Source organism: Nostoc sp. S13 (assembly GCF_029379315.1).
Taxonomy (GTDB): Bacteria; Cyanobacteriota; Cyanobacteriia; order Cyanobacteriales; family Nostocaceae; genus Nostoc.
The window spans coordinates 1-19,434 of the sequence record NZ_JAQYWQ010000074.1 but is presented as its reverse complement, the minus strand read 5'-3'; the positions used below and the strand labels follow the sequence as shown (position 1 = coordinate 19,434).

Sequence of the window (19,434 nt, the reverse complement as noted above, 5' to 3'; positions counted from 1 at the left end):
GTATCATAAGTAATAGCTAATAATTCAACCAAAGAAGCAATGCCAACACTCATCCCAGAATATGCTCAAGAGCGTTAGACATTCATGTAAACTTAAAGATGAATAATTTTAAGTCTTACGAATTACGAATTATGAATTATCATGACTGCTACTCATCATCTCTGGCAACCTGCACCGACAGATTTAACTTTGTTACCGGATGAAATTCATGTCTGGTGCATAGACCTTGACCAACCAGAATCACAGCTGCAAAATTTAGCAGCGACTCTTTCCAATGACGAAATGGCTCGTGCTGAACGGTTCTATTTTCAGGAACATCGCCAGCGTTTCATCGCTGGTCGCGGTATTCTCCGAACTATATTAGGTCGCTATTTGGGTATGAAGGCGCTAGAAGTGCAGTTTAATTATCAACACCGTGGCAAACCAGTATTAGCAGATAGATTTGCCGATAGTGGACTGGCGTTTAACTTATCTCATTCCCAAGGGTTGGGTTTGTGTGCAGTAAATTGGACTCGTGAAATTGGTGTAGACCTAGAATATATTCGCCCGATATCTGATTTAGAAGCTCTTGCCAAACGGTTCTTTTTACCGAGAGAATATGAGATGTTGCGATCGCTATCTCCCAACCAACAGCAAGAGGTATTTTTCCGTTACTGGACTTGCAAGGAAGCTTATTTAAAAGCAACTGGAGATGGACTATCCCAGCTAGAGCAAATTGAAGTATCGCTAACTCCCACAGAACCAGCCAAGTTACAGATAACTGAAGATTGGAGTCTTTTTGAACTAGTACCTGCTAACAATTATGTTGCTGCTGTTGCTGTGGGAAATTTTGGCTGGGATTTGAAGTGTTGGCAGCATTAGTCATTTGTCATTAGTTATTTTTCCCCAATGCCTCCTACTTATCTTCCTGCATATTTCTCACAATTTTTGTCACCAGGTTTCTGGGTACAAATCTGACGCTTTTGGCGAGTAGTTTATTGATAAAACCAGGAATGACAATGGTTTGACCCTTCATTAAGGCGCGAAAACCAACTTCGGCTACTGTTTTTGCATCCATCATCTTCTTGCCCTTGAGCAACTTAGAGTCTGCCATTCCCGTTCTTTCATGAAAAGCAGATTCCGTTGAGCCTGGGCAAAGAACTGTCACAGTGACACCTGTACCTTCTAATTCATTTGCGATCGCTTCTGAAAAAGATAAGATATAGGCTTTAGTAGCAAAATAAACCGCCATCAAAGGGCCTGGTTGAAAAGCAGCAGCCGAGGCGACGTTTAAGATTTTTCCTTCACGTTGCTTTACCATGTGCTTCATGAATAGCTTAGTTAAATGGGTGAGACACACCAAATTTACCTGTAGCATTTCCAGTTCAGTAGCTAGGTCTGTTTCGTGAAATAATCCATAGATACCAAATCCGGCATTGTTCACTAGCACATCAATCTTAATATCGGCGAGTTGCAACTCTGCGAAAATTTCTTCAGGAGCTGTTGATATAGATAGATCCTTAACAATAGTTTTCACAAAATTCCCAAATTGTTTTTGGAATTTAATTGCAATTTCTACAAGCTTTGCCCCATTTCTGTCTACTAAGACAAGATTGTAATCATGAGCAGCAAAAATAGATGCTAATTCGTAGCCAATTCCACCGGCTGCCCCAGTAATGAGAGCAGTTTGTTTGCTCTGTCTTTGATGTGTTGTGTTCATGTAAGAATGTTAGTGGATTCAACTTGATGAAGCTGCATTGCATTTACAATGATTTTCGCTCTACAATTAAGTAAGCGTAATATGTGAACCGACGAGAAATGTCTTGAATTATTACCCTTTCAAATGCTTGTGTAGTGCGTTGGATAGATGTAGTAGTCCAAACGTAAATTTAGGACTTATGCATCGAAAAAGTTAGGCATTAAACAAGTTCGGTTATTTAAGACTGCTAGCGTAGATGCGTAGCTGCTTGTCGCCAGACATCCCTTTGGATTACTCACAACAGCAATCGCGTAAAATCAAATTTTTATGCCCGACACTAACCATTCTATCCTCGATTGCTTCTGTCAAGAGGGGAATCCTAAAAATTTACATTATTGAGCATAAAAAAACAGGGCAATTATATTGCCGCTGTTGGTGTATGAGTTGTTAGCTGGCATCTTAAATATTGCCTGTTCAGTAGTACTGAGTCCTAAAGAACATGGACGAAAGAAAAGTTTTGTTTTGTCGGGTGCGTTAGGAATGTAACGCACCGAAAGTATCCAGGATGGTGCGTTAGGAAGTAACGCACCCTACAAAAGTTCTGAGTTCCTAAGCGATATTCAAGAAACCACTTTGAATCAAGTAAGCAGTATAAGTCATAAACAATTGAGAGTCAATTGGAGGACAAGCAATAGAACTGCCTGCTAGTGCATGAAGAGTATCTTGGCAGCTAATATGGGGTCTTTTAGCTTGTAGGTATAAATCAGGAATAGTCAGTTGTTCATCAGACCAGCGTTCTAGTAAAAAGGGTCGCAGAGTGTATAAAGGATTGTCCACAGAAGACACATTATTGATTAACTCTGCTTGCCATTCTTGATATGGAATCATCTCAACTGAATAACCAAATGAGCGTATCCACTCAACTAGCATTTTCAAAGCGGCAGGTTGGGGATGTTGTAAATTGAAAGCTTTACCTATGGATTCTTTTTGCCGTGATAGATAAACAATGGCTTTACTTACATAGTCCACAGGAGACATATCCAACATATAATCTACATCAGGGAAACTCCCCATTTGTAGACAGCCCTTGGTCATCAAATTGATAAAGTCATGTGTATTACAAATGCCTGTTTTGCTATCTCCTGAAATCAGTGGTGGTCTATAGATAGTTACAGGAAGTCCACGGTCACGAGCAATCTTGACTAACTTTTCAGCTACCCATTTAGTTTGAGAGTAACCAAGGTAAATACCTTCCCAATGATTGAATTCATCCTGTTCTTTGACAATCTTACCAGCATAAGCAGGTGATTCAAAAATAGCAACGCTAGAAACGTAATGGACAGGCTTGACTTTTATTTGACAAGCCAATCTCAAAACTTCTTGAGTTCCTAAAACATTAGCTGCCTTCAATGCGGAGTAGGGAAAAACATAATTCAACAAAGCACCACTATGATATATAGTATCAATATTGGCAGCTAAGACTTGAAACTGTTCAGAGCCAAGACCTAACAATGGCTGAGATAAATCGCCGACAATCGGAATAATTCTGGAGTTAAATTCTTCCTGCCAAATTGCATACTGTTGCAGATTCTTTTGGAGTTTCCTTTTACCTTCTTCGGTATTAGCAGCACGCACTAAGCAATAGATATCCGCATTAGTTTCCTGTAGTAATTCCCGGATAACAAAAGCTCCTAAAAAGCCTGTTGCTCCAGTTAAAAAAATGTTTTTGGGTTCACCTACAAGCACATTAGATGCAGCACCGGGATGGATGGTGGGGTCAAGAACCGCCTCGGCACCTAAATTTAGAACCGAGGGAGCAGCGTTGGCATTAGAGGATGTCTGACGCACAACTTTTGTGTCTTGAACTAGTGAATCTTCTTGGACTTCTTCAGCTAAACGCTGTGAAAGAGCTTCAATATTTGGATAATGCCACAAGAGCAACGGAGATGGTTGAAATCCTAGCAATTTTTCTAATTTGCTGACTAGAATCATTGCTTGGGCTGAATCCAAGCCATAGTTTTCTAAATGCTCTTTGACATCTATTTCATCAGTTGCTACTCCTAGCAATTCAGCTAAGTTAGATATCAAAAATATTTGAATATCGGCGGCTGTAAAAGACTGTTTTATAGTCATTTTAAAATCTCCACTAATGTAGAACGAACAGGGTGATACTGACTGTAATAATCCGAAGCTTGTAGTCCTTGAATTTTCAAATTTTGGACACGATACAAAAAGGCTGCACCAGTCATAATTTGATTAGCAACATCAACTACCCCACGATTATTTGGTTCAGACAGGTAGGAACCCCGTACCCAGTCATTGAAACCGCCCATTGCTGGGCCACACCAAATTTGATAATCGACTTCTCTACCTTTTTCACCCGAACTAGACCAACGAGAAGATAATCCTAGATACCAGCGGAAAATCAACGCCATTTTCAGTTTAGGATTATTGACTGCTTTACCTAGTTTTTCAGGATTCTTCTGGGACAAATAAGCCGCAGTTCCTTCCCATACCTCGGCAATACTTTTGCGAAAAACTTGTTTTTCTAATTTCTCTCTTTCTGCCAAAGGAATCTCTTCAATCGAATTATAAGCGCGATAGAGTTCAAATAATTTCTGCGATCGCATGGGGAACATCGTACCGCGTTTGAGAACTTGCAGTTTGACTCCCATTTCAAACATATCGGCTGCTGGGGCCATCATCATATCAGCGATTTCTGCTTGAGCTAATAATTTTTTGGTATGTTCACAAGCCCCAGATTCAACACATGACTGATTAATTGAGCCGGTCATTATATAAGCAGCACCCATCATAAAAGCTGCTAATGCTGATTGTGGTGTCCCAATTCCCCCTGCTACTCCGATTCTAATGGGTATTTGGTAATGATATTGTGCTTGAATTTCATCTCGCAAGGCAATAATAGAAGGTAACAAACAAACTAAGGGACGGTTATCTGTATGACCTCCAGAATCAGCCTCGACGGTAATATCATCAGCCATTGGAACTTTGGCTGCAAGGGTTGCTTGTAATTCAGTAATTAATCCTTGTTCAAGAAGTTCTTTGAGAATTCTGGCTGGTGCTGGTTGCAGAAATTTAGTAGCAACTTCTCGGCGAGAAATTTTGGCAATGACTTTATTTTTGATTTCAATTTGATTGGCATTATTCAACCCCAATCCAGCAACACGGTAATAAACAATGTTGGGGGTCAAGTCGAGAAATGCAGATGCTTCTACTGTTCTGACTTGATATTTCAGGTATAAATCCACAGCCCGGCGTTCAATCGCAGGTTCATTAGGACTGTGAATTAAATTGAAAGCATAGGGCCCTTGAGGTAAAGCTTGTTGAATACAGTTAATGGCTGCTTCCAAACGTTCTGTAGTTAAACCACCTGCACCAAAGGAACTCAAAATTTGTACTTTTCCAAGTGCAATTACCATTTCTTCGGAAGCAATTCCGCCAGCCATTGCGCCAGTAATATAGGCATATTTCACTCCATGAAAGGAGAGAAAATTCGGATCTCCAAACTGTTGAATGTAGATTGGTGCTACAAATGTCAGTAGTTCGGTTTGTGTTGTTGTGGCATTATCAGCAGGGGATAAATACCCTTCGTTAGTGACACCGATTTTTCCGGCAACTTTCACGATGTAGCAGGGTTTATTTAATACCATCAATTTATCTTTGATGGCTTCCTGCTCAAAAGATATAGATTCTAAAGAACCTTTCCAAACCTGGTTTTGAGTATGAAACCAGGTAGAAAAATTAAGACCATTATCGTGTTTACTCATTACCGTATCTACGGTTGTCACAGCAGTTATCCCTCGGATTATAATTACTAAATAAGGGGAGTGGGGAAGAATTATTTTTCTTTTATCGGTTAAGATTTCCCCTTCCCAAAGGTCATTGATGGTTGAAGTATGTAGACTTCTTACTTTTCACAGCATCTAGAAAACCTCTCTTTAAACCTCTCCCCTTCTAGGGAAGAGGCTTTGAATTTTCCCCATTCCCTTGTAGGGAAGGGGGCTAGGGGGTTAGGTTTCTTATTGGTTTTTCCAAATGACATGAAAAGTTAGATATAGACTATTATCAAGATTCCTCATTGAGCAAATTTTGGGCGCAAGCTAGTTGCAATTGAATGATTTCGCTCATTTGTTGACTATAATCTTGTCTAGCTTGTAAAAAAGTAGTGTGCGCTTTAGTTATCTTTGAATTATTAGCATTGAGCTTTTGATACTGAGTCTTATTTAAATCGAACATGCTGATGATGCTACTAATTTTTTGAGTGATGACAGGTGGCGAAGAAAGAGGAATTGGCTGTCTAATTGCGCTTGACTCAGAAGATTGTAATTGTTCTTTCGTTTCAAAACCGTTATCAATGATATTTTTCGGTTTTACTTCTTCTGGCTGAGTAAGCAATGGCAAGATGTTAGGGGAATAACTTTCTTGTTGGGTTATCTGGTTGGAATTATTAAGATAATCTGTGATTTCAGATTGTTGGAGATTAGGTATATTTGGATGCTGTTTTTTGAAGCGTTCGCCCTTGGCGTTGGCGAAGCCATCGCCCTTAAGATCCCCAATCAAATCTTCAACAAGTTTGCGATTTTCCTCCCTCAAAATTGTCGCCGTAATTGATTTTCCACCCAAGGTAACTGTTCTCAATGTTGCTTTATTTTGATTAGCGGTTTCTTGGGCTTTACTATACAGTGGCGATAAATCCACGTTGACTTGATGACTGAGTAGTTTTGCTAATGCTTTGACCATTGAAGCATGGTCATCCATCCCTCTACGATTCAGAGAGACTGTGATGTGTTCTTTGTTGTCGAGAATTTTATCAATCCATCGTGAACAAACACTACCAGCACCGGCTTCTAAAAATATTCGCACACCATCACCGTAGACACGATTAACTAATCGCGGAAAATCAAGCTCTTGGCACAATCCTTTGGCAATGTTATGGGCGATAGCATCACTTTCAAGTGCGATCGGTTGATAATCGGCGGCAGAGTAAAAAACAATACCTGGGAGAGTTTGCGATGGTAAAGTGTTTACCTTCTTGATTTCCTCGTACTGCGATCGCATCGCTTCACAATGTATCACATGGTCGAAGGGAGCCGGAAAAGCGTTACAACCTAGAGTTTCAATCACTCGCTTACAGGCGGCATCATCACCAGCAATTAATACTTCTTCTGGTGTGTTGATTTGAGTTAGATAAACGCGATTCTCATGTTTCAGACATTCTCTAACTTGGGATGGAGTAGCCATGAGAACATAGGTATTCCAAAATTTGTTGTTTTGTGAATTGGGTGAATCCGTTAATCCCCAATATTCACGCACAGAATTTTTAGGGCCAGATAACTTATCGCCAAATAAAGGTGATGAGTTTAAGGTGTTACTTCCGCCCTCAAAATCACTCCAAACTCCTTGGGCAACCATCATGCTAGTTTCACCCAAACTATACCCAAAAACGGATTGTGGCTTGACTTGAAAATCATCTCGGAAAATTGCTGTCATGTATCTGGCAAAGGCGATTTCACTTTCAAACATTGCCAGTGAATCATCTAACAATTGCTTTTCGAGAGTTTCTAGTTGCCTAGTTGTCAATTTAGGCAGGCTTCTGGGATAAACCAGCTTTTCAACATCGGCAGCCCGATTGTAGAGATTGTTACTTTTTAAGTCCTCAAAAACTTTCGGAAATAAACGGAAGACACTGCGACCAATGCCAATATAAGAATTGACTGCTGCGGGGTAAACATAAGCAACTGCTCCAGTTTTACCCAATGGTTTCGCTGTGAAATAACTTCCTAAAGGTGTTTGCCAATCTGTACCGTTTTCAAAGGCATTATTTACACCTTTGCGGGCAGATTCAATTTCTTTGAGTAAATCTTTTGTGTTACGTCCTGTGATTGATAAGACGTATTTTGGATTAGAATGCTGTTTAAAGGTAGCGAATGTTTGGCTGGCGGTAGCTGATAAAGAGGAACTAGCTTCAATGGATTTTTGGAGATCGTTAAGTATATCGGGTATAGTGGAGCGATCGCTAACTGCTATAGGGAACAGATGAAAAGGCATTTGTTGCAAATATCTGTTGTCGCGCTCCTCTTGGCTGGGTTCCTCCGATAAGATTAAATGGGCGTAACTGCCATCTATACCCATGCTATTAATTGCTGCTACTCTGCGTGTGCCGCCTTTATCGACAAACCAAGGTCTTGATTCCATTGCCACATAGAAAGGGCTACCTTCCCAAACTTGCGGTGTTTTGACACCAGACCATTTGGGTGTGGCCGGAATATACCTGTAATAAAGACAGAGAGCGGTTTTAATTAAGCTAGCGATTCCCGATGCTGTATAGGTGTGGCCGATATTGGCTTTGACGCTGCCCAATGCACAATGCAGACCATTGCCCACCTTGGGATAAGCTTGGAGTAAACCTGTGATTTCGGCTTCATCCTGCTGGAAAACGCCACTACCGAAGACTTCTACATAGTTAACCTCTGTGGGCTGAATATCTGCTATCTGGAAAGCTTGTTTGCAGACATTACTGATAGCTAAAGCATCAGGCTTTACCAGAGCGTTACTGGCAGTAGAATTACCTTGTGCGAAACTCATGGCATCAATGACTGCATAGATGCGTTCATTGTCTTCCTTAGCAGCTTCGTAGCGCTTGAGGATGACAGCACCCGCACCCTCGCCAACCGTCCAGCCATTGGCTTGTTGGTCATAACCCAACGTATTCACACCTGTATTAATTGGTGCAAATTGGCTGCGAAACAAGACATTTTCCACACCACCTGCTAAATCCACCGCACCCACAACCACTGCATCAACTTCACCCGTAGCGAGTAGCATTTGTGCCACTTCTAACGCTTTGAGGGCAGAATTTTCGCCAGCGCTGATGGTGAATGCAGGGCCAGTAAAATTCCATAAAGCTGAAATTCGACTCGCCATAATGTTGGCGATGTGACTCACATATTCGCCGATTTCTACTGGTTGGTGAATGCTATCTTTGACAATAGTTTCCAGTTGTGCCAGTTGTTCAGCAGGTAGAGAAATTCCTTGGTTGAGTAAGCCGTCCTTAACCTGCCAAGATAAATTCCATCTTTGCTGTAGCTGATGTACGGAAAACTCTGTTTCAGCAGCGACAATAACCGCCACATTGCTACCCTCCTGTAGTTTCGCATCTTTCACGGCGCGATCGCTAACTTTCAGGAGCAATAATTGTTGTGGGTTTAATTTTTCGATTTCATTCGGTGGGATTTTGCACGATAAAGTATCGATTTTAAAATCCTTGATATATGCCCCTATTGGTGCTTTTCCATCGGTTAAACCGTACTCTTTCAGGACATTTTCTTGGTTTTCTATACCGTGCCATCTTTGAGGCGGTAGGGAAGTAAAATGCTGGGTTCCATCATAAATACTCCGTTCAAAAGCATCTAAACCATTGCAGTTACCGAAAAAGGCATCCATGCCGACAATGGCGACTTTTACAAGTGGAACAGGTGGAGTTGATTCAACTGGTTGTGTTGTATTTCCTTGTTCTAAAATCAGATGTGAATTAGTGCCGCCAAAACCAAAAGCGCTAATAGCTGCCCGTTTAATTGGTGCGTTATTATTGGGCCATGTCGTAGCTGTTCTAACAATTTTATCGGCAGAAATTGTACTATTTTCAGACGCCAAAGGTTCGGAAACATTCATGGTCGGTGGAATTAGACCATGCGACATACTCAAAATCACCTTAGTCAAGCCAACCATGCCAGCAGCAGTTAGCAAGTGACCAGTATTTGCCTTGGCAGAACCCACCAGAGGTGCAGCTTGATTTTGACCAAAGAAGGTTTCTATGGAGTTGAATTCGGTTGTATCTCCTAGTAATGTGCCAGTAGCATGACACTCTAGATAATCAATGGTTTTTGGACTAATTTTCGCCTCATTATAGGCTCGTTCAAAAGCGAGGATTTGTCCTTTAGGATTCGGACTGAGTAAGTGCTTACCTTTGCCATCATTTGAAAGTCCATTACCGCAAATGGTAGCGAGAATATTATCACCATCTCTAACGGCATCAGAATATCTTTTTAGCATGACCATCCCAACACCATCGGCGGGAATGAGTCCTCTAGAGGACTTATCTAATGGACGACTGATACTATTTTCTGGATACCCTTGAACACCAGAAAATAGCATCCGCACGAATAGAGAATCTGCACAACTGATAGCTCCAGCTAACATGACATCAGCTTTGTGTGACCATAAGTAATGAGACGCTAGTTTAATAGCATAAAATGATGACGAACAAGCAGCATCCAGACATAAATTAATCTGGGATAGAGATAGAGCTTGAGCAATGATAGATGCTGGTAAGCCAGATATCAAGGCATTGTACAAAGACGCTTTAGTTGTAGTTGGGAGTCCAGCTAAATCAAAGTTTTCATACTGCAAAAGTTCTCTAACAGCAGGGTTAATAGATTGCTGGTAAATTGGAGAGAATAGCTGATTAGATAACTTTGTTGGGAATGACAAATTACCTAAAATTACGCCACATTTTGCCAGGACAGTTTGATTATCCCAATAACCACTCTGTACAATTGCTTGTTTAGCGGCATATAATGACCATTTGAAGGTATTATCTAAACCAGCAAGAAATTCTGATGGTAGATTGTATTCAGATGGATTAAACTGAAAGTTGCGGATGTATCCACCTTTGAGGGAATAGGTTTTATCTGGTGTACCTTTGACTGGATTGTGAAAGATTGTCGGATCTACTCCGATTTCTTCGACGGTTGCAGAGGATGTGGAATCTTTTTGATTAACGATGTTCTGCCAGTATTCTTCAGGATTTTTAGCATCGGGGAATAGGCATGATAATCCGATGATGGCTATTTTTTCCACGATTTATATGCTCCGAGTTTGGGTATTAGGCAAGAGATAATTTAAAAGGCAGGATTTACGCTGTTCCCCAAACTTTGAAGAGGCAAGTTATAGCAATCCTATTCGAGTTGTGAAAAATACTCTTTTTAACGAACCGCAAAGGGCGCAAAGGACACGTTCGCGTAGCGTCTCGTAGAGAAGGTTAGAAAGAGAAGATTTCACAGAGATTTTAGGAATGCTATAGGTGTTGAGTGTTAAATGAGTATTATTAGCTTCTGAGCATTTTCATTGACCAAATAATGGCGTGGGCACCGAGCATTCGTGAATAGATTTTTCCTTGGCGGTCGTGTATGATAAAGTTTGCGATCGCACTACTTGGTGTCTTAGCTTTTACTTCACAAGAAACGTAAAATGTTTCGTTATGGGGTATCATTGCGAATTGTTCAAATTTTTCGACTTTTCCAGGTAAACAACCTTCTTGATGAAAGTGTTGTGTCCAAACCCATAAGGCGTGCATACTCAAGTCAGTTGTATATGGATTTACCCATTGCACGGGGAATTGTCCTTGTTGCTGGGCACTGAGTTCTGGCCAAAGACATTCTGTAGTAATTTTTTCAGGACTGATGTTTAAGACTCTTTTGATTTCTTGAAAAGCGGGGCCATGAAATAATGTGGTTCCCCCATTTTGGTAAAAAGCTTTTCCGGTAGTGGTGATGATATTATCTTGTTCGAGATTGAGAGATTCATAAGTGGGTGGAACTGGAATTTCTTGCTGGAGATTGAGTTGAGCGCTAAAATGATAATGGATTTTACCTTCAGGGTTTTTACTCGAAATTTTGGCTTTAAGTTCGATTCTTTCAAGGTTAACTTTGGAAATTTCTTCTACTTCTAAAATATGTTCCTTCGCTAATGTTTCATTGAAAGTAATCCCCTTCAAAACTTTAAACTCTTGGTAATTAAACAACCGATAACCTGGATATAGTTGTTCACAAGCATTGATAATCCAAGTCATTGCACAAGTTGCTGGTAAAACTGGAGAACCAGCAATAGTATGATCCTCTAAAAATGGATTAGCTTCCAATGTCATTTGGCGGCGAATACGATAGGTTCGTAATTCTGAATCTAACTCTGCCGCAAGTGGAACCAGTGGACTACCAATAACAACTTGTGCGGTTGCATGATTGGTATTATCCATTTCTTTAACAAGCATTTGTGCGCCGACTGCAATCGGAATTATTTCGATTTTTCGCTCTTGAAAAATTTTCTTTAATTCTGCTGTCACCATTCCACTATCCCAAGCGCCCCAGTTGATAGCGACTACATGACATGAGGGATAACTTTGTTTAAATATATGGGCTGATTTGTTCAGAATTTCATTAGCGATCGCATAATCAGATTGTCCGGGATTTCCGTAAAATCCTGTTACTGAAGAAAACAAAACTAAATGTTGAAGTTGATTAGGATTAACGCAAGCTAACAGGTTTTCTAATCCTTGAACTTTGGCGGTGTAAACTTTTTCAAAATCCTGTTCTGTTTTCTTTTCAATTAACTTATCGGCTAAGTTTCCAGCGCCGTGGATGATTCCTGTAATTGGGCCGAGATGTTCCACAGCAGTGGCAAGTTTTTCCTGTAAAGCCTGTGTATCTGTGACATCGACGCTAATATATTCTGCTTTAGCTCCTGTTTTTTCAATTGCTGCTAGAGTCTTTTTAATTTCGCGGCTGGAGGTAATTTTGTTATATATTTTTTGCACATTCATGGGTGTGGGCTTCTCTCCTTGAGAAAGAAGATTTTCCATGATGCATTTTTTCAACGCTGATTCATCAGAATCTTGAGCAAAATCTGGCTCTGTTTCTAATAGTTCGGAGCGACCAAGGAGGATGAATTTGCAGGGTTGCTGCTGTGCTAATCTGATAGTACACTCAGCCGTAATCCCTTTTGCACCGCCGCTCACGACAAAGACAGATGATGGACTAAGCTGGGCTGTTTGTGTCATAAATCCTCGTGAATACCTGCATAAATTGGTTTTTTTTGATATACGAACCGCAAAGGGCGCAAAAAAGAGGCAGCGCGTTGCAGTGAATCCAGCGCTGTAGGCGGGTTTCCCGCCGTAGGCGACTGGTGAACCCGAAGGGGGGTTCCCATGCCACTCCCCCCAATGGAGGGAACCTCCGCAAGGGGGTGGCTAAGAGTTGTAGCGACTGCCGTCGCAAAGTAAGAGAAATAGGCAATATTCTTGTAGTAGCAAGAAAGTAAAAACATACTAATAGCAGTCTTAAAAGTTTGTGAAATTCTCTGTTTATTTCTTTTCTTTGCGACGGCAGTCGCTCATGGGGGAAACCCCCAAGACCGCGCTGCCTCCTCTTTGCGTCCTTTGCGGTTCGTTAAAAACAGGAATTTTCACAACTCAAATAAGACTGCTATATCAAAGAACTAATTAATCGGCGATAATGGTGACTCGTCCTTGTGCGCCATAGCCAACTTCACTAATATAAAGATTGAGGTCGTGAAGCTCGGCAATGATATTTTGTACTGACTGTTTGGCGTCAAGTCTGGGACTTAGGTCGATCGCACGAGTAAACACCTTTGGCCATTCCCATCTGAGGGTTTTGGTTAATCCGAATAAACCAGCGCCGATCGCACCGAAGTTGACTTTGTACTCTAAGCCGAAGCCACCGTCGAGATGAGCAACTGTGCAGAAACAACTACGTCCATGACGCGCGGCTTCGTTGAGGGAAGGTTTGAGGTGTTTCGCCATCAAAAATACGTGCTTGATGATCGCCTTTTCTGATTCGTTATAGGAAATACTCCCGGTGTGATTTGCTACAAACATCGGATGTAGATGGATGAAGGCCCCAATCGCTCCGCAATGAGATGCGATCGCTTGCAGTTGTTGTTGGAGATGTTCTTCACTCAAGTTTGCTAAGGTGACGCGGGTTACTCCTGTAGGTAAGGGCGCTTGCTGGGCGATCAGCGATTGCGGGAAGCTGATAACTACTACTTTCCAGCCTTTCTCGATTAGGGATTCAGTTAATTTATAAGTGGTGAGGGAACCATCATCGGTAATTAAACCGATGTGTCCCTCTGGTAACGTGAAATCCAAGTAATCGGGCTGTGGTAGGCTTCTGAGTTTGACCGGATGGCGCAGGATATTATGCTCTAATTCCGGTGGTTGTTGGACAAACTCAGGTTCAGACTTTTTTTTTTCACCTCCAGCCAACTGCTGTAGGTAATCGACTATTTGACCGATGGTGCGGAGTTCTCCGAGTTCTTCGATATTTGGCTTAGGTAAGTTGGGATACATTTCTTGCATCGCCCCAAGTATTTCTACCCGTTTGATGGAGTCAATCCCCAAGTCGGCTTCCATGTCCATTTCCAGTTCCAGCATCTCGACTGGATAACCGGTCTTATCACTGGTGATGGCTAGTAGGGTTTGACCTAAGTCTGCAAATTCATCAGTTGTTGCGGGTTCTGGTTCTGGGTTGAATGCAACAACAACGCTGGGTTCAGGTGAAGTAACTACCTCAACTACGGGTGCAGTCTCTACAAGAATTTCGCTTGGTTGTTGTACTTCGTGAACTGCAATTTCTACAGAAATATTTTTGGAAGTATGGGATTGCAGATACTCGACAACTTGACCGATGGTGCGTTTTTCTGCGAGTTCTTCTAAATTGGGCTTGGGTAGGTTGGGATACATTTCTTGTAGCGCCCCTAAGATTTCCACCCGTTTGATGGAGTCAATACCTAAGTCCGCCTCCATGTCCATGTCCATTTCCAGCATCTCGACTGGGTAGCCTGTCTTATCGCTGGTGATGGCTAACAGGTTTTTATCCAAGTCAACAATATCAATGCTTGCGCCAGATACAGGTGCAGCAGTTGTGGGTGCTGGTTCTGCGACAACTTCGTTGGCTGGAGGTGAACTAATTTTGACTACAACCTCGGTTTGGGGTTCTACTACTGGGACAGGTGGCTCGACTATCTCGAAAGTAGGAAGTGGGGAGAAGAGATTAGGGAGTAAAGAAGAGGAATTTTCATCCTTCTTAGAAGTGGGGGATACAGGAGTTTCAACTACAGGCTCTACCACCTGGGGAGCAGGCGCTAGAGGTGCTTGGGTAACATTTAAGCCATTTTTAGCTACTGGCTCAGTTACACGCAAAGGCTGGCTTTCTACTATCTTGCTAGTAACGGGTACTGGTGCATCAGTAACAGTTGTTTCTGTGATCAAATGATCTGCTACCGCATTGCTGAGTTTCTCTGTGAGTAGAGTTGCTCCCTCGCCTGAGATGATTTGAGAATACTCTTGCTGTATGAGTTGGAAAAAGTTTTTGGTATATTCCAGTTGCTCTTGGAGATATTGCTCATGAATGCGTAGGGTTTCACCTTGTTGGGAGTGAAACTGCATCATGCTGCGCTCTAAGCTTTCCATCACAACTAGCTTCATTTTGGCAGTTTCTTCTGTCGATTTACTTTCACTCAACAAGGAATTTTGCTGCTGCATCAGTTGGAAAAACGCTTTGGCGTATTCCATTTGATGGTTGAGATAAGTACCGTGAACTTGTAAATTCTCGGCTTGATTTTCCTGAAACTGTGTCAGAAGATATTCTAAACTTTCTAAAAGTTGTTGATAATTTGTAAGTTTTTCTGGTGTTGGTTGCATCTTAGATTCCTGGGCTGGTTGTGAAAGGGTCACAGGATTCATTTGTTGCTCTGTTTGGGTGATGATATTAGAAGTCACACCGTTAGCGATCGCAGGTGTTTTTTTATGTCCGTTAGTCTCTATGACTGCCAGAGGTGGAGTCACACCTGGGCTAGTAAATAAAGGAGCCGCATCAGAATATTCGGGGGTAGGTAATGTGACTTTATGCCCATCCTGCAAAGCTAGAGCGAAGGCATTTTTCGTTTTTTCGGATCTATAGTTGATGCCGTTCAAACGGACATTTAATGTCTTCTTCGTCTCAATTGGCGGTATAGTTTGGGGAAGTTGGTAGGGATCGAGGTTATTCAAAGCCAAACCAATTACCCGCAACTGTACAACCGCTTCTCGCAAAGAGCGATCGCTATTCTTTTGAGTGCTAGGGTTCAGAGATACAGTGAGATGAGGACGATCGCCAAGAATATCTTTTACCAAGTTGGTGAGAATTCTCCTCGGCCCAAATTCTACAAAGCAAGAACCACCGGCTGCATAGATATTTTCAATTTCCTGCTTAAACAGCACCGAGTTAGAAAGGTGCGTTTCCAGGATTTTTTGAATACCTTGGGGTTCCTTGGGATACTGCTTACTCGTAACGTTGCTGTAAACAGGGATTTTGGGACTTTGGAACTTGACTGACTTGGTAGCGATCGCAAAGGATTTTTGAGCAAAGGCAATTAGCGGTGTATGGAAAGCTGCTGATACAGGCAACAATACAGCTGTATATCCTTTCTCGTGTAAAGCTTCTCTGATTCTCGCTATTTCTGCGGTGGGGCCAGCCAAGACAAATTGAGTGGGAGAATTTTGATTAGCGATCGCAACTTGCGGAAAATGTCTGAGCACTGCTTCGACTTTGTTGATGTCTTCTTTAACAGCCAACATACTACCCGCATCATGATCCGGGTCTTCCGGAGCCGCCATTGCTTGACCCCTAGCTTTCACCAAGAACAAATAATCTTCAGTACTCAAAACCCCCGCAGCCCACAACGCTGTCAGTTCACCGAAGCTGTGTCCCGCCACAAAATCTGATTTAAACCCAGCTTGTTGCAGTATGCTGTACATCCCTGCACTCAACACCCCGATGGCTGGTTGAGCGTATTCTGTGCGTTGTAAGGCAGCAATTTGGACATTTTTTTCTGCCTCTTCAAACACAGGATGAGGAAAAACTATCTCTGAAAGCGGCTTTAAATTATCTTTGATTAACAAGCTATCCATATAGCCATGAAGACGCCGCATCAAAGGAAAATTCATTACCAGTTCCCGGCCCATCTCCAAGTATTGCGAACCTTGACCAGAAAATAGAGCAACAACTTTTCCACCCAACTCCATACCAGAGGCGCGGTAATAAATCCCTTGGGGATGCTCCCAAGATGCTGCTGTTCCTTTGTTTTTCAGCCAGTCAATGCTAGTTTGCAACAACTTGCAAGCTTCTTCGAGATTCTCAGCTACAAACCCAAATCTGGCAGCAGAGAGGGGAATTTGTGGCGATTTGCATTCCTTGACTAATTGTGCATAATGTGTGATTGCTTCAGGCGACCGCAACTTAGCTAAAATCTCTTCAGATTTGCTCAACAATTGGTCTACTGTGGGAGCAAATAACAGCACTTCACTAGCATCACTATGTAAGCGGTAAGCGTGGTTTTGGTCAGCTTCATATTCTTCCAAAACGACGTGATAGTTAGTGCCGCCAAAGCCAAAAGAACTCACACCCGCACGTCTTGGTGCTTCCCCTTCTGCACGAATCCAAGGTCTGGTTTCGGTATTCAAATAAAAGGCCGAATTTTTAATATTTAGTTTGGGGTTCGGCTGGGTGATGTTAATTGTCGGCGGTAATACTTTGTGATGTAATGCCAAAGCAGTTTTAATCAAACTCGCCGCACCCGCAGCCGCTTTTGTGTGTCCAATTTGCGATTTTACACTACCCAAAGCGATGTGCTGCTTTTTGTGATCATGTCCATCAAAGAAGTCTTTTAAAGAACCGAATTCTGTGGGATCTCCAGCCATTGTACCGGTACCATGTGCTTCCATCAAACCAACAGTAGCGGGAGAGAAACCGGCATCTTCATAAGCACGTTCTAAGGCTTTAACTTGACCTTCTTTGCGGGGAGCATAAATGCTCTTGTAACGCCCATCGCTGGAGGTACCAATGCCTTTGATTACGGCATAGATTTTATCGTTGTCGCGTTCAGCATCTTCCAGGCGTTTGAGGACAATCATCCCGATACCTTCACCCAGCATCATCCCATCGGATTTAGCATCGAAAGGTTTGACATTTTCACTCGGAGAAACCGCCGGTGTTTTGCTGAATGATATGTAAGCCATGATGGTGTTGTCGGTATCAACACCACCAGTCAGCATCATCTCAGACCGATGCTCAACTAGCTCACTAATTGCCATTTTTAAAGCACCAAAGGAACTAGCACAGGCGGCATCAACTACACAATTCATCCCGCCAAAGTTTAGGCGATTGGCAATTCTACCCGCGACTACGTTAGCTAACATTCCAGGGAAAGCGTTCTCATCCCATTTCACGTAGGCGCTTTTGATTTTATCAACGATTTTTTGCGTATCCTCATCGGATAAACCACTGCTTTTAAGAACTTTTTCCCAAATCGGATATTCCAACCTTGCAGAAAGTGGCATTCCTAATTGTTTGGCCATCGCCACGCCTAAGATTACGCCAACAGTCTCGCGGCTAAAATCGCGTTTTTCACCATAACCGGCATCTTCCATCGCCTCTTTCGCAACCACTAAACTTAATAGTTGCGATACATCTGTGACTTCCAGAATGCTGGGTGGTATGCCGAATTCCATCGGGTTAAAATCAACCTCTGGAAGAAATCCACCCCTTTTACAGTAGGTTTTATCTTCAGTAGTTCTCGGATTCGGATCGTAATAATCTTCGACGCTCCAGTGAGTGGAAGGAACATCAGTAATACAGTCAATTTTATTTACTATATTTTGCCAGTATTCACGTAAATTTCTGGCTTTGGGCAATAGAGAAGCCATGCCAACAATGGCTATAGGATTGTGTTGTAATTGTCTGTTAATTTTGTTGGTGGACACTGATTTATCTGAATTCATTTTTTTTTCCTCTATAGACCTCATCACAGCCTTTTCACAATTATTGACAAGGCTCTCTAACTCCGCTAAGGCAGTATCAATTGAATAAGCAGACATAGGGCATAGTTAGTACTGTGGATTGTGTAGCTACAGTAATTTCTGTTGCCTACTAAATAATGAAAATCTCTCGTCTTGTAAGCAGTTAGCTATCCTATCTGCGCTAAATGCTTTTCTCCAAATCGACACCACACGACACATACTGCCCTGATACAGCCTTAGATTTATAGGTGATTTTGGCACACAGCGTAGGCGTAGCCCGTCGTAGACATCGCACAAAAATGTTATACAACGCTAGACTCTTAATATTGTGGCAATAGGTCGATGACGTTGTTAAAACCGATCTAATAGTCTTGGAGTGTAATAGCTGCTTGACCAGTGAATTCAATCCATTTGTAATCGTAGATATTTTGAGCAATGGTATTCCACTGGAGCGATGAAAACTGAGGAGTAGGTAAGGTAACAGAAACGCTTTTTTCACCTGAAACCGTTTGATTATCTAGCCTAACTACAGCAACATAGCTGATGTTAATGACAACGTTCTGTATCTTGATAAATGTCATAGCTAGTTTCAACGTCCAAGATAATATATTTTATGCTACTTAACCCAGTAAAGTTGACAAGTTCGTTACAGAAAAGACACCACCTTCAATCCCAGTTTATGCAAGTTGAAAAGTAATTAAACGATCACAAAACAGTTATCTTTAGTTATTTTAATTTCAAAATATCAATGAAATAACTAGTTTGTTTAACCACTTTAAAGCATTGATTTAATAAAAACACTAACATACTTTACAGAAACTAAATCATTCCTTTAAAGTTATTTTATAAATTGCTCTAAACTATTACTGATGTGAATTTTGAAAAAAATCCAGCATAAAAGTATAATTTATACCTATATAAATATAAATGTGTGAGACATTTACCTCGTTAAGAGTCTCCGACTCTTAACGAGACAATCTGTCAAAGCTGGTTCTAGACTAACTTTCACCTTAAGTTGACAGGCATGAGCATTGCTGTGTCCCCATAACATATAGGACTCCTATTTGATTTCTGAACAAGACTAAGAGAGAATACGGAGAGGTTT

At 41.7% G+C, this 19,434-nt stretch carries 9 protein-coding genes; 1 reads left to right on the top strand and 8 read right to left on the bottom strand.

Annotation, left to right across the window (positions count from 1 at the left end):
* The first annotated feature begins 141 nt into the window (after positions 1-141).
* On the top strand, positions 142-861 hold the full coding sequence (hetI, locus tag PUQ00_RS21020; protein ID WP_300420312.1) for a 4'-phosphopantetheinyl transferase HetI: 720 nt from the start codon (positions 142-144) through the stop codon (positions 859-861).
* A gap of 34 nt (positions 862-895) precedes the next feature.
* Here the strand turns inward: hetI and PUQ00_RS21015 are convergent, their stop codons facing one another.
* From PUQ00_RS21015 to PUQ00_RS20980, 8 genes are all read right to left on the bottom strand, one after another.
* The gene (locus tag PUQ00_RS21015) at positions 896-1,699 is read right to left on the bottom strand and encodes an SDR family oxidoreductase (protein WP_300420309.1); all 804 of its coding nucleotides are present in this window, start codon (positions 1,697-1,699) and stop codon (positions 896-898) included.
* Positions 1,700-2,287: 588 nt separating this feature from the next.
* Positions 2,288-3,811: a thioester reductase domain-containing protein gene (locus PUQ00_RS21010; RefSeq protein WP_300420306.1), complete on the bottom strand. Its 1,524-nt coding sequence runs from the start codon at positions 3,809-3,811 to the stop codon at positions 2,288-2,290.
* Positions 3,808-5,487 carry a PfaD family polyunsaturated fatty acid/polyketide biosynthesis protein gene (locus PUQ00_RS21005; protein WP_300420303.1) on the bottom strand — a complete coding sequence of 560 codons (1,680 nt, stop codon included), beginning with the start codon at positions 5,485-5,487 and terminating at the stop codon, positions 3,808-3,810. Before PUQ00_RS21005 ends, PUQ00_RS21010 begins: the two co-directional genes overlap by 4 nt.
* A gap of 277 nt (positions 5,488-5,764) precedes the next feature.
* Entirely contained in the window at positions 5,765-10,558 is a 4,794-nt protein-coding gene (locus tag PUQ00_RS21000) for a PfaB family protein (RefSeq protein ID WP_300420300.1), read from the bottom strand.
* 247 nt (positions 10,559-10,805) lie between these two features.
* A complete protein-coding gene (locus PUQ00_RS20995; RefSeq protein WP_300420297.1) occupies positions 10,806-12,533 on the bottom strand; it encodes an SDR family NAD(P)-dependent oxidoreductase in 1,728 nt (575 codons plus the stop codon).
* Positions 12,530-12,682: a hypothetical protein gene (locus tag PUQ00_RS20990; RefSeq protein WP_300420296.1), complete on the bottom strand. Its 153-nt coding sequence runs from the start codon at positions 12,680-12,682 to the stop codon at positions 12,530-12,532. The genes PUQ00_RS20995 and PUQ00_RS20990 overlap by 4 nt, the downstream gene beginning before the upstream one ends.
* A 292-nt stretch (positions 12,683-12,974) precedes the next feature.
* Positions 12,975-18,407, bottom strand: coding sequence for a type I polyketide synthase (locus tag PUQ00_RS20985; protein ID WP_300420294.1), 5,433 nt, complete (start codon positions 18,405-18,407; stop codon positions 12,975-12,977).
* A 284-nt stretch (positions 18,408-18,691) separates the two neighbouring features.
* Positions 18,692-18,910, bottom strand: coding sequence for a hypothetical protein (locus PUQ00_RS20980; RefSeq protein ID WP_300420293.1), 219 nt, complete (start codon positions 18,908-18,910; stop codon positions 18,692-18,694).
* Positions 18,911-19,434 lie beyond the last annotated feature (524 nt).